Below are 17978 nucleotides of genomic sequence, written 5' to 3' on the forward strand. Positions count from 1 at the left end.
GCGCCTGTCAAGTTGGCCACACGCCAAGGTGGCAATCATCTTGCCTGTATCAGGGTTTTCCAGCAGTCTGCGTTGGATCATCTCTCCTCTGGAGCAAGCAAAATGACGTCATTCGTTCCGCCGCTGACGCGATTGGTGCTTGCGCTCTGCTGCCTTGTCTCTCTCTCCGTGGCCGCGCCGGCGCAGACGCTTCATGAGATCAACAAGGCGAACGGCTTTCACGAGATGCTGACGGGTATCGGTCCGGGTTTCAGCGCAGCCGTGAAATCGGCGCCGGAAACGCCGCCGCAAAAAGTCCAGGACGCGCTGGCAGTGGCCATGGAAGGTGCGTTTGACGCAAACAAGATGGAGGCAGCCATCGAATCGCGAATGGCGGACAAGCTGACCGCCAAGGATCTGTCCGACCTGAGCTCTTTCTACGCTTCGCCGCTGGGCAAACAGGTCACGACGCTGGAAATCCAGGCTTCCACCCAGGAAGAGAGGGAACGCAAGAAGATCGAAGGCCCAAAAATCCTCGGCGAGCTTCCGTCCAGGGATCCGGCCCGGCTCGAGCTGTACAAGAAGATCGCGGATGATCTCAGCGCTGTCGACACCGGAGAAGCCGTCGCCTTGAACATGGGCTATGCGATGCTTTCCGAAATGCTGGGGGCGGCCGGAAAGGCCCTGCCCGACGACCAGATCATGGCCTTGCTGCGTCAGCGGTCCGAAGGGCTTCGCCGAGACATCGAAAAGGATGTCATGGACTCCGTAGCCTACATTTACCGGGATCTGCCGCTTGAGGATCTCAGACGTTACGAGGCTTTCCTGGCGTCACCCGCCGGCAGCCACTATTACGACCAGATGCAGGTCGCCCTCGGTGCGGTGATGACCGACGAGGCGCGCTCGTTTGGACATCGATTTTTCGTCGCCCTCGGTTACCGCAAGGCCTGAACGGCGATATCAGGCACTTTACCGGAACAAAACGTAGACACTTCTGGTCTTTCGCTCCCGAATCACTACATTCGGGGCAATGTCCGGCTTTTCCGAAGACATGCCCTTTTTCGACGAACCCAATGCGCGGCCCACGGCCCCGTCGGGCATTGCCGCGCGCGCCATGGCTGCCCGCAGCGGCCACAACAATGCGCCCGACTATCTGAAGGGGTTGAACCCGGAGCAGCGGCTGGCGGTGGAAACCACCGAAGGTCCGGTTCTGGTGCTGGCCGGCGCCGGCACCGGCAAGACCCGCGTGCTCACCACCCGCATCGCCCACATCCTCGCCACCGGCAAGGCGTTCCCGTCGCAGATCCTTGCGGTGACCTTCACCAACAAGGCCGCGCGCGAGATGAAGATCCGCATCGGCGTCCTGATCGGCGAAGGCAATGTCGAGGGCATGCCTTGGCTCGGCACCTTCCACTCGATCGGCGTCAAGCTGCTGCGCCGCCATGCCGAGCTTGCCGGCTTGCGCTCCGACTTCACCATCCTCGACACCGACGATGTGGTGCGGCTGATCAAGCAGCTGATCCAGGCCGAGGGTCTCGACGACAAGCGCTGGCCGGCCAAGCAGTTCGCCCAGATGATCGACGGCTGGAAGAACAAGGGGCAAGGCCCGGCCGACATCGCCGAGGGCGACGCGCGCGCCTTCGCCAATGGCAAGGGCCGCGAACTCTACAAGGCCTATCAGGAGCGGCTGAAGACGCTGAACGCCTGCGACTTCGGCGACCTCCTGTGCCACCCGATCCGCATCTTCCGCGCCAATCCGGACGTGCTGAAGGAATACCACAAGCGCTTCAAATACATCCTCGTCGACGAGTATCAGGACACCAACACCGCGCAGTACATGTGGCTGCGGCTCCTGGCGCAAAGGCCGCAATCCTCCCCCCTTGAGGTGGAGGTGCCCGCGAAGCGGGCGGAGGGGGTCGCCGCAGAAGGCACCTCCAGAACGTCGAGCACTGCCGCAAGGACCCCACCCGACCGGGCTTCGCCCGGCCACCCTCCCCTCAAGGGGGAGGGATATCAGCGCACCGCCACCGTCAACATCTGCTGCGTCGGCGACGACGATCAATCCATCTATGGCTGGCGCGGCGCCGAGATCGACAACATCCTGCGCTTCGACAAGGATTTTCCCGGCGCCACCATCATAAGGCTGGAGCGCAACTACCGCTCCACCGCGCATATCCTTGGCGCCGCCTCCCATCTCATCGCCCACAATGAGGGCCGCTTCGGCAAGACGCTGTTCACCGACCGCGACGAGCCGGAGGACGGCAAGGTGCATGTCCACGCCGCCTGGGATTCCGAGGAGGAAGCCCGCGCCGTCGGCGAGACCATCGAGACCTACCAGCGGCAAAAGCACAATCTCAACGACATGGCGATCCTGGTCCGCGCCTCCTTCCAGATGCGCGAGTTTGAAGACCGCTTCGTCACGCTCGGCCTCAATTACCGCGTCATCGGCGGCCCGCGCTTCTACGAGCGCATGGAGATCCGCGATGCGCTGGCCTTTTTCCGCGTCGTCGCGCAAGGCGCCGACGACCTCGCCTTCGAGCGCATCGTCAATGTGCCCAAGCGCGGCCTGGGTGAAGCCACCATCCGCCAGATCCACGACACGGCGCGTGCGCTGCGCATCCCGATGCTGGAAGCCGCCGCCAAACTGGCCGAAAGCGACGAGTTGAAGCCGAAGCCGCGCGCGGCATTGCGCGAGGTCGCGGCCAATTTCGAGCGCTGGCAGAAGGCGCTGGAAACCACGCCGCACACCGAACTCGCCGAGACCATTCTCGAAGAGAGCGGCTACACCGATATGTGGAAGAACGACCGCTCGGTCGAAGCCCCCGGCCGGCTGGAGAACCTGAAAGAGCTGATCCGCTCCATGGAGGAGTATGAATCGCTGCGCTCCTTCCTCGAGCATGTAGCACTCGTCATGGACGCCGAGCAGAATGCCGGGCTCGACGCCGTCAGCATCATGACGCTGCATTCGGCCAAGGGCCTCGAATTCGAGACCGTCTTCCTGCCCGGCTGGGAGGAAGGCCTGTTCCCGCATCAGCGCGCGCTCGATGAGGGCGGCCGCTCCGGGCTGGAGGAAGAGCGCCGGCTTGCCTATGTCGGCCTGACCCGCGCCAAGAAGAACCTGCATCTGTGGTTCGTCTCCAACCGCCGCATCCATGGTCTGTGGCAATCGACCATCCCGTCGCGCTTTCTCGACGAACTGCCGGAAGCCCATGTCGAGGTCGCCGAAAGCGGCAACTCCTATGGCGGCTACGGCAATTCCTATGGCGGCGGTTCTTTTGCCTCCGGCCGCGGCGGCCAAGGGGGCGGAAGACAGAACCCGTATGGCGCCTCGCGCTTCGACAATGTTGGCGCCGACACCGAAAAATCCGGCGCCTTCTCCAACACCTATGCGACGCCGGGCTGGCAGCGCGCGCAGGCCAATCGCACCGAAGCCACCGACCGCAACTGGGGCTCGCGCTCCGGCCATCAGGTCGAGCGCATCGGCTATGGCGAGACCGATTCCGGCTACGGCGCCGGCCGCACCTCGGTCAAGGGCCGCACCATCGACGGCGAACTGGTTGCCAAATCCGTCGCCGACAAGCCGTCCCCCTTCAACGTCGGCGACCGCGTCTTCCATCAGAAATTCGGCAACGGCAACATCTCGGCCATCGAAGGCAACAAGCTGACCATCGACTTCGACAAGGCCGGCCAGAAACGCGTGCTGGACGGGTTTGTCGCGGCGGTGTGAGCGTCCGCTTGCCCCGTTGTCCTACAAGTGACCGCCTTGTGTATGCGTCTACTTTGACGATACGATCATCACTTCAACATCCAACATATCCAGTAGTGGGATCATTTCTCTGGCGGAAGCCCCCACCTTCGTCATCCACGGGCGGAGCAGGAGCGAAGCGACGTCGCGGAGACCCGAGGATCCATGCCGCGACCTTCGCCCAGGAATGCAGCGGAGCAGAATTCTGCACCGGAGCGGTACTTTTAAGTCGCGGCATGGATCCCCTTGGGCTGCGGAGCAGCTCCTCGGGTCTGCGCTGCGTCGCTACGCTCCTTGCTTCGCCCGTGGATGACGAAACGATGGGCGTCTGCGCCAATCGTCCAACGAAACAGCCCCCTCACCGATAGCGCGCCTGGTTCCACTTGTGGCCGAGCAGCGACAGGATGATGATCAGCCCGTTGAAGAACTGGACGTAGAAGCCGCTCAGGCCGGCCGCGACGACGCCGGTCTGGATGAAGGACACTGTGACCGCGCCGATGGCGCCGCCGACCACCGTGCCGATACCGCCCCAGGTCGGCGTGCCGCCGACGAACACCGATGCCAGCACCGGCAGGAGATAGCCGTCACCGGCCGTCGGCCACCAGGTGAAGTTGATCATCACCGAGAAGGTGCCGGCGATTGCCGCACCAATGCCGACGAAGACGAACACTTTCACCCGCACGCGCTTGACGTCGATGCCCATCTGCTGGGCGCTGTCGGGATTGTCGCCGACCACCTTCACCTGCGCGCCGAAGCGGTGGCGGTTGTAGAGCATCGCCGACAGCACGACGAAGGCGATGGCCCAGAAGATCTGCACCGGAATGCCCAGGAGTTGGCTGGAAAAGATCGTGTAGGCCCAGCTGTCGGCAAGGCTGGTCAGCGCCATCGACTTGCCTTCGTTGATGATCTGGATCAGGCCGCGCAACAGGAAATTCATGCCGAGCGTGGCGATCAGCGACGACAGCCCGCCATAGACCACCAGCGACCCGACGAGGAAGCCGAGCAGCATGCCGGTGATCAGCGCCGCGACGATGCCGAGGAACGGATCGTAGCCGGCCTGCACGACCAGCGAGAAGACCCATGAGGCAAAACCCATCGTTGCCGGAAACGACAGGTCGATCTCGCCACAGGTGACGACAAAGACAAGCGGCACCACCACGAACAGCGCCACCGGCAGCGTCGTCAGCACCGAGCGGTAGAGATACCAGGTGGTGAAGACGGTCGGGTTGGCGATCATGAACGCCGCCATCATGACGATAAACACGCCGAGCGTGCCGAGCGAAGCGCGGTTGTCGAGGATGAAGCCGCGCACCCAGTGATCGGATGGGTGCTTCCACGCCTTCTGGGGGCTGGGGCGAGGAATACCGGCGGACGGCTCGTGCAGATCGGGCTCCATGGTCTTGCTCATCGTTCTCTCTGCTCCGCGTCGCCGGCGTCGTGCAGTCCGGCCAATCCGCCCGGGTGTGCGACGTCTTCCATGAAGTTGATGAGGTGTTCGGCCGACTTGACCTCGCTCCGGTCGGCGGACAGTGCCACTTTGCCGCGATCCAGCACGACGAAGCGATCGGCGATGTCGAAGACATGATGGATGTTGTGGCCGATGAACAGGATCGAGCGGCCGCTCGCCCGCACCTGGCGCACGAAATGGAAGACCTTGGCGGTTTCGGTCAGCGACAACGCCGTCGTCGGCTCGTCGAGGACGATCAGCTCGGCCTGCTTGTAGATGGCGCGCGCGATCGCCACGCCCTGGCGCTCACCGCCCGACAACTGGCCGACGATCGACTGCGGCGTGAACACCTTTGAGGTGAAGCCGATCTCGCGCATCAGCCGGCTCGCCTCCTCGATCTCCTTGTTGACCTTCAGCCAGCCGAGAAAGCCGGTGAGCTCGCGGCCCATGAAGATGTTGCGCACGATGGTCTGCTGCACGGCCAACGCCCGGTCCTGGAACACCGTCTCGATGCCGGCCTCGCGCGAGCGCGCCGCATTCCATCCGGTGACCGGCTTGCCGCGGATGAGGATCTCGCCGCTGGTCGGCTTGACCACGCCCGACAGGATCTTGATCAGCGTCGACTTGCCGGCGCCATTGTCACCGATCAGGCCGACCACCTCGCCGCGGTCGACGCTAAGATTGACCCCGCCCAGTGCATAGACGTGGCCATAGGATTTGCTGATATCGCGCAGTTCGATGAGACGTTCGGCCATGGCGGTCCTCGCTTTGTTTCCGGGTGCCGGCGGTCCCGTCGGCCGGGTTTGAACCCGGCCGACGGCTTGGGAGGTCAGCGCAGCGCCTGCTTGGCGAGTTCTGCGACGATCTCGTAATTCTGCGGCGTGACGAAACCGGCGCCGGTGTCGACATTCATCGGCGCCAGGCCCAGCACCACCTGCTGGCACAGGCTGAGGATCGGCAGATAGCCCTGCAGGAACGGCTGCTGGTCGGCCGTCAGCTGCACCCAGCCGCCCTTGAAACCCTCGACGATCTGCGGGCTGGTGTCGAAGCCGAAGTTGAAGATCTCGCCTGCCTTGCGTCCGGCCGCCTGCATGTAGGTCGGGACGTTGCCGAGCATCTGTCCGCCGGGATAACCGACCGCCTTGACGTCGGGATTGTTGAGCAGGGCCGCGGTGATCACCGGAATGGCCTGATTGGGATCGGCGGCCCATTCGGGTGGCGAGGAGAGCTGGATGACCTCGACGCCGGCCTCCTTGAGCGCTGCCACCGTACCGCGCTCGCGTGCGCCGCGGCTCTCATTGTCGAACGGGCCGATCATGATCGCCTTGTCGCCGGCTTTCAGCTTGGCCAGCTTGAACGCCTCGGCGCCGAGCGCGCGGCCCTGCTGCTCCTGCTGGGCGCCGACATAGCCGCCGCCGAACGCCGCCGTCACCTTCGGCACCGGCACGTTCTGGTACATCATCTTGATGCCGTCCTTGTGCGCCTGTTCGGCGAGCGGCATGATCGACGCGTCGCCGGGGTGGCCCATCATGGCGATGCCGTTGGGCTTCACGGCGACCGCCTCGCGCAATTGCTGCACCATCTTTTCGATGTCCCAGCCCGAGAAGATGTAGTCGACTTTCGGCCCGAGATCGGCCGCCGCCTGCTTGGCGCCATTGTAGACGATGGTGCCGAACGCGTCGCCCTCGGCGCCGCCGACGAAGAAGCGGATGTGGACGTCCTTGCACCATTGGGCGTCGAGCGCCTGCGCGGGCAAGGTGGAGATTGCAGCGGCAAGCGCCGTGGCGCCGGCCACGACGGTCGAGCGCAGAAGTGTCGTTCTGATCGCGATGCTCATGCACGTTCCTCCCATTGTTTCCCTCGTCAGCCGAGGGGCTTTCTGACGATTGCTTCGGCAGTACCACTTGACGGCCGGCTCCTCCCGCCGGCCGATCCTCACACCGGGTTAAGCAGGTAGCTGGCGCCTCCCCGGCATTGCTTCAGATATTCCAGGGCGCGTGCCTGGCCGGTGATCTCCAGGTCGCCGCGATAGACCGGGTCGTGCCAGCCCTCGATGTCGATGGCGCCCTTGTACCCGGCCAGCCGCAATTCGCTGATCACCCGCGTCCAGTCGCTGTCGCCAAAACCCGGCGTGCGCATCTGCACGAAGGGCAGCCGGCCGAACACGCCATGCTCGCGGATGACATCCCAGCGCACCGTCGCGTCCTTGCCGTGGACGTGGAAGATGCGGGGCGCCCATTTGCGGATCTGCGGCATCGGATCGATGAGATAGACCAACTGATGGCAGGGTTCCCATTCCAGCCCGAGATTGTCGTCAGGCAATTCGTTGAACATCAGCTCCCAGGCGTCCGGATTGTGGGCGATGTTCCAGTCGCCTGCAGCCCAGTTGCCGTCCATCGCGCAGTTCTCGAAGGCGATGCGCACGCCCTTGTCGGCGGCACGCTTTGCCAGTGGCCCCCAGACTTCCTTGAAGCGCGGCAGGCTGTCGGTCAGCTTCTTGCCGCGCAGGCGGCCGGTGAAGCCACTGACCATCGAGGTGCCGAACAGATGCGCATTGTCGATGACCGTTTCCCAGGCTGCGAGCACGCCGCGATCGACCTCGCCGTCTTCCAGCGGATTGCCGAACACGCCGATCGACGAAACGCTGACATCCGCATCGCCGATCGCCTCGCGGATATCACCGGCCAGCCGTGGCAAGTCCTTGCCGCCCAGTGTTTGCCAGAAGAAGGGCTGGATGCTCTCGAAGCCGAGCGGCAGGATCTGTTTGATGTAGGCCGCCGGATCATCGAGATTGGCCCGCACCATGGTGCCGATCCGGATGTCGAGAAGCGGGTTTGGCGTCATTGTGCTTCCTCTGCGATTGCAACGCGGCGTCCGGTTTCGGCGCTCTCGATGGCGCCGAAAACCATGGCCAGGCTCTTGATGTTGTCGGCGCCACGCGTTTCCGGCTCGGTGCCGGTCTCGATGGCTCGGATGAAATCCTGGATGATGCCGAGATGACCGCCGATGCGGTCGGACGCGTCGAGCGGCGGCACATCGATCGGCTGGGTTTTGTCGAGCAAGCCGTCTCGGCCCGGCACCACCACTTCTGCCTTCAGCGCGTCGTGGCCATCCCAAATGAGGCTGCCGCGCTCGGCGACGATGCGCCAGTCGCCCTCCCAGCTGGTGCGGAAGCCGGCGGCGCACCAGCTGCCGGCATAGGTGAACTGCTTGCCGCCACCGAGGTCGAAGACGGCACTGGCCGACGATCCCTGCCGGTACCAGGAATTGGCCGGCTCCCATTCCTGGCAATAGACATTGGCCGGCTCGCCGGCGACCATATAGCGGGCGGCGTCGAATGTGTGGATCGCCATGTCGAGCAGCAGGACATGCGCCATCTCCTCGCGAAAGCCGCCGAAATGCGGCGCGACGAAGAAGTCGGCATGGATGCTGGTCGGCGCACCAATGGCGCCGGAAGAGAGAAAGCGCCTGATGCGCCTGACATTGGCGACATAGCGACGGTTCTGGACGACGGCATGAATGCGCCCGGCCTGGCGAGCAGCCTCGACGATGGCGCGCGCATTCTCCGGGCTGTCGGCGAGCGGCTTTTCCGTCAAGAGGTGGCAATGATGGGCAAAGGCGGAAAGCGCGACCTCGCGCCGCGCCGCCGGAACCACGACGTCGAACACTGCGTCAGGTCGGGTGCGGTCGAGTACTGCGTCGAGGCTGGTTCCGATGACGGCATTGGTGAGGTCGTATTCTTGCGCCCTCGCCCGCGCCCTGTCGGCATCGAGGTCGACAAGGCCGACAATGGCGAGCCCGTCGATTTGCCTGATGGCATCGAGCCAGGCCTTGCTCATCGCTCCGCAGCCGACCAGGACGGCATTGATCATCCGGCGCTCCTCCTCCGCTCGGTCCCTCCAGACCGATCGTCACGGCGTCCACGGCAAGACCGTAAACGTTTTTCCGTAAACGTTTACGAGAACACACCCGAAGGCGTAGAATGTCAATTGGCCGCTCGCAAAAATCGTCTTCTCGCCTTGGCCTGAGCGGCTACCGGTGCTAGCCAAGCAAGGGGGAGAACAGTCACTTGGCGTCCAGCATTCACGACCTTGCCCGTCACCTGAACATTTCGATCGGCACCGTGTCGCGGGCGCTGAACGGCCGCGCCGACGTCAATGCCGACACGCGCCAGCGCGTGCTCGAGGCGGCCAGGACGCTCAACTATTCACCGAACCAGTCCGGCCGCAGTCTGCGGCAGGGCGCCACCCATTCGATCGCCTTTATGCTGCAGCCGCATCCGGGCGACCAGCAATATGGCGAACCGTTCTTCATTCCGTTCCTGATCGGGCTGCAGGCCAGGCTCGCCGAAAGCGGGCTCGACCTGATCGTGGTGATGGGCGCGCCGGGCGACTACCAGCAGGAGCGCCTGCGCCGTGTCGTCGAGACACGCCGCGCCGATGCGGTGCTGCTGGCCTGGACACGGCGCGAGGACGAGCGCATCGACTATCTCACCCAGACCGGCTTTCCGTTCGCCACGCTTGGGCGCAGCCGCTCCGGGGCCAAGTCCTACCCTTCCCTCGACCTTGATTTCGAGAAGGCCGGGGCCGACGCGGTCGACCGCCTTGTGGCGCGCGGCCACCGCCGCATCGCCGCCGTCCGCCCGTCGCTCGACCTCAACTTCGGTTATCTATTCCTGGCCGGCTACCGCAAGGCCTTGCGGCGGCACGGCATCGAGATCGACCCCGAACTGATCGCGTCAGGCTTCATCAACGAGGCCGGCGGCTACGAAGTGACGCCGCAGGTCATGCGATCCAAGGCCCCGCCGACCGCCATCATCTTCAACAATGATGCGATGGCGCTTGGCGGCTGCAAGGCGCTGGCCGAGATGGGCATCAGGCCGGGTCACGACATGGCGGTGACCGTCATCGTCGACACGCCGCTTTGCCGCTACTTTTCGCCGGCGCTGACAGCCTTCCGCCCGGCGCTTGAGCCGATGGGACAGCGGCTTGCTGAAATGCTGCTGGCCTCGATCCCGGCCTTCGCCGGCCCGGAGGGTCCACGGATCCTGCGCGAAGTCTGGCCGCTGGAACTGGTCGCACGCGACAGCGATTGATCGAAGCAGCAGGGCCACGCGGCGTATTGAGATTCAGGTCAGGCCGAGTCGAAAATGGTGTTTCCGACTCCGTTGGCCATTCCCATGAATGAACGGGACCGACGCCGGTTCCGCGTCATTGCTGCAATTCCGCCAGCGCCCTCTCCAGCGGCGCCGGCGAAATCTGGATCGGGCCGGAGAACGGCACGTCCATGTCGAGGATCAGGTAGAGCGCCCCGGCGATCAGCACGGCCGAAACCACGAAGGTCGAAACCGTTATCGCGTTGCGGGGCGCCCTGAACCCGAAACTGGCGAAGATCAGCGCCAGCCACGCAACCAGCATGGCGATCAGCGGCCAGGGGATCGCGCCCTCCGACTGCTCGATCAGCACCCAGCGCAGTTCCAGCACCTTCTGCAGGCGCTGGCGCGCGTCCTGCAGGATGGAGCCGCGCGCCGCGTCGGCCGGCGCCAGCGCGTTCAGCCGGGTGCCGATCTCCGTCAGCAAGCGTTCGGACAGCTGGTTGGCGACTACAGGGGTTTCGTTGGTGCGCGACGAGCCGACCGCCACCCTCTGCACATAGGCGGTGAGCGGTTCGCGCACCGCATCGGTTTCAGGGCCATACTGGCGCAAGATCCTGTCGAGCAGGATCATCTCCGTCGCATAGGCGTGCACATTGTGGTCGATCGATTCGAAGGTGTTCTTGGCCGAGTTGATCATCAGGCCGAGCACCAGCGAGGTCATGACCCCGAACAGATTGGCAGCCAGCCGCACCACGGCGTTGGTATCGTCGTCGCGATGCCTGGCTGGCAGCCTGGGCCAGATCGCCATGCTGACCATCGGCGCGGCCGCCAGGCACAGGAAGATCACTGCTGCAAACAAGGCTTCGCGCATGCCGCACATTTCTGCACGGCATGCGCCGATTGCCAATGACCCCGGCACCGATCACACTGCGAAAATTGCGGCGAGCGTCAGGCGCTTACGCGACTGCCGTATTTCACGACACCGGCGCCGCTCCGCCCTCTGCGGTGCGCCGCGCGATGAATTCGTCGAGAACGCCCGCGGTGGCGACGGCCGAAGCCGGCGGAACGAAATCGGCCAGCGCCCGTCTCCAGACGCCGGTGGCGCGTTCGCTCGCCGTCTTCGAGCCACTTTGCGTCCAGTTGCCGAAATTCGACCAATCGGCCACCAGCGGCTCGTAGAAAGCGGTGCGATAGCGCGCCATGGTGTGGCCGGCCGAGAAGAAATGGCCGCCCGGCTGCACTTCGGCGATCGCCTCGAAACCGATCGTATCGGTGTCGCCGGGCGTCGCGGCGCAGAGTTCAGCCACCGTCTGCAGCGCCTCGATATCGGTGATCAGTTTCTCGAAGGAGACACTGAGGCCGCCCTCCAGCCAGCCGGCGGCATGGATGCACATCGTCGCCCCGGCCAGCACCGAGCCCCACAGTGCGAACTGGGTTTCGTGCGCGGCCTGCGCATCGGAGATGTTGGCCGCACTGCCGCCGCCGGACCGCCACGGCAGCCCGGTGAAGCGCGCCAGCTGGCCAGCGCCCAGCGTCGCCTTGACGTGCTCCGGCGTGCCGAAGGCCGGCGCCCCGGATTTCATGTCGACATTGGAGGAGAACGAGCCGTAGACGACCGGCGCACCCGGCCGCACGATCTGCGCCAGCGTCAGCCCGGCCAGCGCCTCGGCATGCTGCAGAGTCAGCGCGCCGGCGACCGTGATTGGCGCCATCGCGCCTGCCAGGCAGAACGGCGTGATGACGGAGACCTGGCCGGCGCGGGCGAAATCGATGATGCCTTGCGCCATCGGAATATCGAGCTGGCGTGGCGAGTTGGTGTTGATGACGGTGTAGCAATGCGCGCCCGCCAGAAACTCGTCGTCCGACAAGCCGCGCGCCAGCCGCAGCATCGCAAAACCGTCTTCGACCTGCGGCGTGCCGCGGGCGAAGACGAAGGGAAACTTGTCCGACAGCGTCAGCTGCGCGCGGTTGACGGCATAGTGGCGAAAGCGGTTGTCGACATCCTGCGGCTCGATGCACGGTCCCAGCATATGCAGCACGTCGAAATGCTGCACCAGCCGCATCAGATCCTCGAAATCGGCCAGCGTTCCCGGCCGCCGGCCGCGCTCGAGGTCGGTGACGTTCGGCGCCCCGCACCCAGCCAGGAAGGTCATCGAGCCGAGTTCGAGCGTCAGATCGCGGGCGCGGGAACCGGCATGGGCGCGGATCGACTTCGGCGCCGAGGCGAGTGCCGCCGTCACCATGTCGCGGCCGATGCGCACCATGTCGGTGTCCGGATCGACCAGGGCGCCGGCGCGGGCGAAATGCTCACGCGCCTGCGGCAGCAGCACCTTGATGCCGAGCTCTTCCAGCACGCGCAGCGCCGTGTCGTGGATCGATGCCACCTGATCATCCGAAAAGATCGGCTGCGGCAGGAACGGGTTCTTCAGCGAATGATAATTGGGCCGGCGGCTGCTTTCGCTGCCGGCCTCGCCCGTGCGTCCACGCCGGCGTTCGCGCCTGCTGTCCCGTGCCGCGTCATCGACCATCAGAAATCCTCCTCATTGCCGCATCGCCTTGCCCAGGGGATCGTAGGGCGAGGCCGCGACGACACAAGCCGGCCGCTCCTCACCCACGACATGCACCGAGAGCGCTGTGCCCTCGCCCGCGAAATCGCGGTCGACGAGCGCCAGCGCCAGGCTCTTGCCGACCGTATAACCATAGCCGCCCGACGTGACGAAGCCGACGCGCCGGCCCTGGTGCCAGACCGGCTCGAAACCGCTGGCGTCGGCGTCGAGCGCATCGATTTCCAAGGTCACCAGGCATTGGCCGCCGCCGGCCTCCCGCTCCTTCAGCGCCGCTTCGCGGCCGATGAAATCACCCTTGCCGAAAGCGATGAAACGGTCGAGGCCGGTCTGAACGGGCGTATACCCTTGAGTGAATTCGCGCGACCAGATGCCGAAGCTCTTTTCCAGCCGCAATGCGTTGAGCGCATAGTAGCCGATTTCGGCCAAGCCGAGATCCTCGCCGGCGGCCAGCAGCGTTTCGCGCAGAGTGGCATGCATGGTGGCGGGGCAACTGATTTCGAAGCCGAGTTCGCCTGATATCGACAGCCGCGCCACCCGTGCCTGCACCATGCCGATGTCGAATGCACCGCAGGCCATGAAGGGCAGTGCTGCGCCGGACACGTCCTGATGCGTCGTGCGCTCCAGGATCTTGCGTGCATTTGGCCCGGTCAGCAGGAAACCGCCCATCGTGTCGGACAAATCGGCGACGGTGACGCCCTGCGCCGCATGGCTCTCGAACCAGCGCATGTGGAATTCCCGGAGATAATAGGAGCCCATCAGCCAATAGGTGCCGCCACCCCAGTTGAAGACGGTCAGGTCGCCCTTCAGCCGTCCGTCATGGCCGAGCATCGGCGCCAACCTCGCCTGCCCCGCTTTCGGCAATCTGCAAGCGAGCAGCCGGTCGAGCCACGCCTCGGCGCTCGCGCCGGACACCGCATAGCGTGCATAGGCCGAGATATCGACGAGACCGGCGGCGCGCCGCACCTGCAGCGCCTCGTCGCCGACGATGTCGAAGGCGTTGGAGCGCCGCAGCGTCGTGTTCTCGGCAAACCCCATCGGCGCGAAATAGGCCGGGATTTCCAGCCCCCATGACGCCATCCATTCGCATCCCGCCGCGCTCATGCCGTCATAGGCGCCGGCGCGTTTCAGCGGCCGCCCGGCCGGCAGCCGCTCATTGGGAAAGGTCATGACGAAGCGGCGCGAATAGAACTGGCGCGTGGTCTGCCTGAGATATTCCCGGTTGGCGGCGAAGGCGCCATAGCGGGCAATATCCATACCGAAGATGTCGGCCTGCGGCTCACCATAAATCATCCACTCGGCCAGCGACTTGCCGACGCCGCCGCCCTGGCTGAAACCGGCCATGACGCCGCAGGCGACCCAGTAGTTCTTCAACCCGCGCACCGGTCCGACGATCGGATTGCCGTCCGGCGTGAAGGTGAAGGCGCCGTTGACCCATTTACGGATGCCGGCCGTCGCCAGGCAAGGGAAGCGCTCATGCGCCTTGGCGAGTTCCGGGCTGATGCGGTCGATGTCTTCCGGGATCAGCTCTATGCCGTAGTCCCACGGCGCACCATCCATGTTCCAGTGCTTGGGGTTCTGCTCATAGACGCCAAGCAGCACGCCCTTGCGCTCTTGCCGCAGATACGAGAAGCCGTCGAGATCGACAGCGATACCGATTTCCCGGTCCAGCGCCACGATCTCCGGAATGTCCTCGGTGATGAAATAGTGGTGCTCCATCGGCGTCACCGGCAGGTCGATGCCGGCCATGCGGCCGAGCTGCTTCGCCCACAGTCCGCCGGCATTGACGACATGCTCGGCGATGATGGTGCCCTGCTCCGTAACGACGTCCCAGCGCCCGTCGGCGCGCGCCTTCAGCTCGACGACCCGGTTGCGCAGGATGATGTCGGCGCCGCGCTTTTTTGCAGCACCGGCATAGGCGTGCGTCGTGCCGTACGGGTCGAGATGGCCTTCGTTGGAATCATGCAGGCCGCCGAGCACGCCGGTGACGTCGACGATCGGGCAGATCGCCTTGATCTCATCGGGCGTAACCAACCTGGCGGTCTCGATGCCGACCGACTGAAACACCGCCCAGGCCGATTTCAGCCACTCCCAGCGCGCGGGATCGCTGGCGATGTTGACGCCGCCGGTCATGTGCAGGCCGATATCCTGGCCGGATTCGGCCTCGATCTCCCGGTAGAGATTGATGGTGTAGTCCTGCAGCGCCGCCACGTTGGGGTCGGCGTTGAGCGCATGGAAGCCTGCCGCCGCGTGCCAGGTCGAACCGGCCGTCAGTTCGGCACGCTCGATCAGCGCCACATCGGTCCAGCCAAACCGCATCAGATGGTAGAGGACCGAGGCCCCAACCACGCCACCCCCGATGACGACTGCGCGGTAGTGCGACTTCAAGGCTTCCCCTCCACGGTTAGTCCGAAGGCTGGACCATATACGCACTGGACATAAGTGTCTAGTGCCGGGACGCGCGCGCCTTTTCGTCGACCTGAGACTGACGGTGTGATCAATTCTCTCCGCCAGGCGCACGTTTTTATCGGCGCGTGAAGAAGACGGCGGGCGTGCACCGCGCGCTGTCACGCAAGCATCATGTTCGCGCCGTAGACCGCGTTTCGGGGAGGCGCACGCGGCATCATCGATGTCGCACCTCTTTCAGCTTTTCGTCCTGCGGCCGCTCCGGCACATCTGTCACAAAGAGGATTGTCCATGAAACACCTGCACCGAACCGCGTCGCTCGGCGTCGCGCTGGCCTTGTTCACCGCCCTGACGCCGGCGCTCGCCGACAGCACCGCGACCGTCGGCGGCCTCGTCAACAAGGGCCTGGTCGGCGTCGGCCGCATCCCGGCCGCTCAGCGCGACAAGTTCGGCGAGACGTTCGGCTCGGGCTCCGGCATGGCGATCGACACATCAGGCTGGACGCATGGCGCCGATGGTTACAAGGGTTCGCTCTGGCTGCTGCCGGACCGCGGCTACAATGTCGTCGGCACCACCGACTACCGGCCGCGCCTCAACACGATCGGCATCGAATTTGCTCCGGTCGCACCGGGCGCGGCACCCGCTGCCGGCCAGGAGCAGACCGGCGTCAAGGCGACGCTCGCCGACACCATGCTTCTCACTGACGACAAGGGCGCTGATGCCACCGGCCTTGATCCGCTCAACGGCGTGCGCGCGGCAAGCGGCGACATGCCGATCCTGCCCGAAGCCAACGGCAAGCTGGCGCTCGACAACGAAGCCATCGTGCGCCTGCCCGACAGCTCGATGTTCATCTCCGACGAATACGGCCCCAACATCTACCGCTTCTCCGCCGACGGACATCTGTTGTCGGCGACCCAGCCACCGGCGGCGCTGGTGCCGATGCGCCACGGCGCGCCGAACTTCGCCTCGGACAATCCAGGTCCGGGTGCTGCAGAACCCGATCCGAAGGATCCCGATACCGGCCGCCAGAACAACCAGGGCCTCGAAGGCATGGCGATGACGCCCGACGGCAAGTTCCTGATCGCCGTGCTGCAGTCGGCGACCAGGCAAGATGGCGGCGATTCCGGCTCGACCCGCCAGAACACCAGGGCGCTGGTCTACGACGCATCCGACCTCGGCCATCTCAAGCTGACACATGAGTATGTCGTGCCGCTGCCGGTGTTCAAGGATGCCAAGGGCAAGACCAAGATCGCCGCGCAAAGCGAGATCGTAGCGCTCTCCGACAAGACCTTCCTGATGCTGGCGCGCGACAGCGGCAACGGCCAGGGGCTGAAGGGCGACACCTCGCTGGTGCGCCAGATCTTCGTCGTCGACGTCTCTGCCGCGACCGACATCGCCGGCGGCGCCTTCGATGCCGCCGACAAGCCGCTGGCGCCCAAGGGCGTGCTCGACCCGTCGGTGACGCCGGCTAAGCTGACGCCGTTCATCGACATCAACGACAAGGGCGAGCTCGGCCGCTTCGGCCTGCACAATGGCGCGCCGAACGACAAGAACAACCTGTCGGAGAAGTGGGAGGCGATGTCGGTGGTCAGCGTTCTCGATCCGAAGCTGCCCGACGACTATTTCCTGTTCGTCGCCAACGACAACGACTTCCTTGCCCAGGACGGCTTCCAGGTCGGAGCGCCTTACAAGGCGGAAGACGGCGCCGATGTCGACACCATGTTCCTGGTCTATCAGGTCACGCTGCCGGGTCTGGCCAAGAAGTAACGAACCAATGCAGGTATGCAGGCGGACGCGCCGAGCGCGTCCGCCTGAGCAGATCGTGAAGGCTCCTACTTCAACATCTCCGCGTCCCTTGGCACGCCCGCATCGATCGGCTCGGCCGTCCTGTTCGACACGGCCATGATCTTGCCGGCAGCCGACAAATTGGGGCGCACGAAGACCGGCGCGACGCCGTTGACCCGGCTGTAGAGGTCGATGATGTCCTGGTTCATGAAGCGCACACAGCCCGACGACGCGTTCTTGCCAATGGAATCCCACTCCGGCGTGCCGTGCAGCCGGTACATCGTGTCCTTGCCGTCGCGGAACAGATACAGCGCACGGGCGCCGAGCGGGCTCTGCGGGCCGGGCGGCATGCCGTCCTTGTATTTCGCCAGTTCCGGCCGGCGCTGGATCATTTCCGGCGGCGGCGTCCAGACCGGCCACTTCTTCCTCGCCTGAACCACGGCGCTGCCGGTCCATCCGAAACCGGCCTTGCCCAGGCTGACGCCATAACGGATAGCCTTGCCGCCGTCGCGCACCAGATAGAGGAAGTGCTCGGAGACATCGACGACGATCGTGCCGGGTTTTTCTCCGGTCGGGTCGGACACGATCTGGCGCACGAACTTCGGATCGAGCTTGGCGACCGGGATTGCCGGCAGCTGATAGCCCTCGTCGGTGCGCGCCGCATACATGCTTGCGGTATCGCCGAAAGCCGGATCGCTTGGCGGTGCCGCCACCGGCGGCGGCACCACGTCCGTCGTGGTGCACGCCGAAAGAGCCATAGAGGCCGCGCCCAAGGCGGATGCACCGAGGAACGCGCGCCGGCTCAGGCGCTCAGAAAACAGCGGAATATCGGACATGAACCCCCCGGTCTATCCAGATCTGGTAGGAATGCGGCCCCACGCATCCACGATCAATATCCCATTCCGGAAGCTTTGAGAACATGATTAGATCAAGGCATGACCTGTCTCGTTGAATCGG

General features: G+C 64.9%; 13 protein-coding genes. 4 read left to right on the forward strand and 9 right to left on the reverse strand.

Annotated features, from left to right (window positions below; genetic code table 11):
* Positions 1-102: 102 nt before the first annotated feature.
* Entirely contained in the window at positions 103-930 is an 828-nt protein-coding gene (locus FCU66_RS22225; RefSeq protein WP_136618249.1) for a DUF2059 domain-containing protein, read from the forward strand.
* A 79-nt stretch (positions 931-1009) separates the two neighbouring features.
* Positions 1010-3706, forward strand: coding sequence for an ATP-dependent helicase (locus tag FCU66_RS22230; RefSeq protein ID WP_136618248.1), 2697 nt, complete (start codon positions 1010-1012; stop codon positions 3704-3706).
* Positions 3707-4082: 376 nt separating this feature from the next.
* Here the strand turns inward: FCU66_RS22230 and FCU66_RS22235 are convergent, their stop codons facing one another.
* The 5 genes from FCU66_RS22235 to FCU66_RS22255 form a co-directional block, all read right to left on the reverse strand.
* Positions 4083-5132: an ABC transporter permease gene (locus FCU66_RS22235; protein WP_136618247.1), complete on the reverse strand. Its 1050-nt coding sequence runs from the start codon at positions 5130-5132 to the stop codon at positions 4083-4085.
* Positions 5129-5926, reverse strand: a complete 798-nt coding sequence (locus FCU66_RS22240) for an ATP-binding cassette domain-containing protein (RefSeq protein WP_136618246.1) — start codon at positions 5924-5926, stop codon at positions 5129-5131. The genes FCU66_RS22235 and FCU66_RS22240 overlap by 4 nt, the downstream gene beginning before the upstream one ends.
* 74 nt (positions 5927-6000) lie before the next feature.
* Positions 6001-7008, reverse strand: coding sequence for a substrate-binding domain-containing protein (locus FCU66_RS22245; RefSeq protein WP_136618245.1), 1008 nt, complete (start codon positions 7006-7008; stop codon positions 6001-6003).
* Between the two features lie 98 nt (positions 7009-7106).
* Complete coding sequence (locus FCU66_RS22250) at positions 7107-8015, reverse strand: sugar phosphate isomerase/epimerase family protein (RefSeq protein ID WP_136618244.1); 909 nt, start codon at positions 8013-8015, stop codon at positions 7107-7109.
* Positions 8012-9043, reverse strand: coding sequence for a Gfo/Idh/MocA family protein (locus FCU66_RS22255; protein ID WP_136618243.1), 1032 nt, complete (start codon positions 9041-9043; stop codon positions 8012-8014). Before FCU66_RS22255 ends, FCU66_RS22250 begins: the two co-directional genes overlap by 4 nt.
* Before the next feature lie 197 nt (positions 9044-9240).
* Here FCU66_RS22255 and FCU66_RS22260 point away from each other — a divergent pair, with 197 nt between their 5' ends.
* Complete coding sequence (locus tag FCU66_RS22260; protein ID WP_136618242.1) at positions 9241-10266, forward strand: LacI family DNA-binding transcriptional regulator; 1026 nt, start codon at positions 9241-9243, stop codon at positions 10264-10266.
* 115 nt (positions 10267-10381) lie between these two features.
* Here FCU66_RS22260 and FCU66_RS22265 read toward each other — a convergent pair whose 3' ends face one another.
* From FCU66_RS22265 to FCU66_RS22275, 3 genes are all read right to left on the reverse strand, one after another.
* Positions 10382-11137: a bestrophin-like domain gene (locus FCU66_RS22265; protein WP_181956568.1), complete on the reverse strand. Its 756-nt coding sequence runs from the start codon at positions 11135-11137 to the stop codon at positions 10382-10384.
* A 103-nt stretch (positions 11138-11240) separates the two neighbouring features.
* Positions 11241-12794, reverse strand: a complete 1554-nt coding sequence (locus tag FCU66_RS22270; protein WP_136618240.1) for a trimethylamine methyltransferase family protein — start codon at positions 12792-12794, stop codon at positions 11241-11243.
* A 12-nt stretch (positions 12795-12806) separates the two neighbouring features.
* Positions 12807-15218: a GcvT family protein gene (locus FCU66_RS22275; RefSeq protein ID WP_136618239.1), complete on the reverse strand. Its 2412-nt coding sequence runs from the start codon at positions 15216-15218 to the stop codon at positions 12807-12809.
* A 309-nt stretch (positions 15219-15527) separates the two neighbouring features.
* Here FCU66_RS22275 and FCU66_RS22280 point away from each other — a divergent pair, with 309 nt between their 5' ends.
* Positions 15528-17003: an esterase-like activity of phytase family protein gene (locus tag FCU66_RS22280; protein ID WP_136618238.1), complete on the forward strand. Its 1476-nt coding sequence runs from the start codon at positions 15528-15530 to the stop codon at positions 17001-17003.
* 65 nt (positions 17004-17068) lie between these two features.
* Here the strand turns inward: FCU66_RS22280 and FCU66_RS22285 are convergent, their stop codons facing one another.
* A complete protein-coding gene (locus FCU66_RS22285; RefSeq protein WP_136618237.1) occupies positions 17069-17857 on the reverse strand; it encodes a L,D-transpeptidase in 789 nt (262 codons plus the stop codon).
* Positions 17858-17978: the final 121 nt, after the last annotated feature.

Origin of the sequence: Mesorhizobium norvegicum (genome assembly GCF_004919685.1) — a bacterium.
Taxonomy (GTDB): Bacteria; Pseudomonadota; Alphaproteobacteria; order Rhizobiales; family Rhizobiaceae; genus Mesorhizobium; species Mesorhizobium norvegicum.

What these genes read in the sequence shown, in the direction of transcription:
- FCU66_RS22285 (WP_136618237.1), bottom strand. Translation starts at nt 17,857, where the DNA reads ATGTCCGATATTCCGCTGTTTTCTGAGCGCCTGAGCCGGCGCGCGTTC.
- FCU66_RS22240 (WP_136618246.1), bottom strand. Translation starts at nt 5,926, where the DNA reads ATGGCCGAACGTCTCATCGAACTGCGCGATATCAGCAAATCCTATGGC.
- FCU66_RS22250 (WP_136618244.1), bottom strand. Translation starts at nt 8,015, where the DNA reads ATGACGCCAAACCCGCTTCTCGACATCCGGATCGGCACCATGGTGCGG.
- FCU66_RS22225 (WP_136618249.1), top strand. Translation starts at nt 103, where the DNA reads ATGACGTCATTCGTTCCGCCGCTGACGCGATTGGTGCTTGCGCTCTGC.
- FCU66_RS22270 (WP_136618240.1), bottom strand. Translation starts at nt 12,794, where the DNA reads ATGGTCGATGACGCGGCACGGGACAGCAGGCGCGAACGCCGGCGTGGA.
- FCU66_RS22230 (WP_136618248.1), top strand. Translation starts at nt 1,010, where the DNA reads ATGTCCGGCTTTTCCGAAGACATGCCCTTTTTCGACGAACCCAATGCG.
- FCU66_RS22265 (WP_181956568.1), bottom strand. Translation starts at nt 11,137, where the DNA reads ATGCGCGAAGCCTTGTTTGCAGCAGTGATCTTCCTGTGCCTGGCGGCC.
- FCU66_RS22255 (WP_136618243.1), bottom strand. Translation starts at nt 9,043, where the DNA reads ATGATCAATGCCGTCCTGGTCGGCTGCGGAGCGATGAGCAAGGCCTGG.
- FCU66_RS22245 (WP_136618245.1), bottom strand. Translation starts at nt 7,008, where the DNA reads ATGAGCATCGCGATCAGAACGACACTTCTGCGCTCGACCGTCGTGGCC.
- FCU66_RS22280 (WP_136618238.1), top strand. Translation starts at nt 15,528, where the DNA reads ATGAAACACCTGCACCGAACCGCGTCGCTCGGCGTCGCGCTGGCCTTG.
- FCU66_RS22235 (WP_136618247.1), bottom strand. Translation starts at nt 5,132, where the DNA reads ATGAGCAAGACCATGGAGCCCGATCTGCACGAGCCGTCCGCCGGTATT.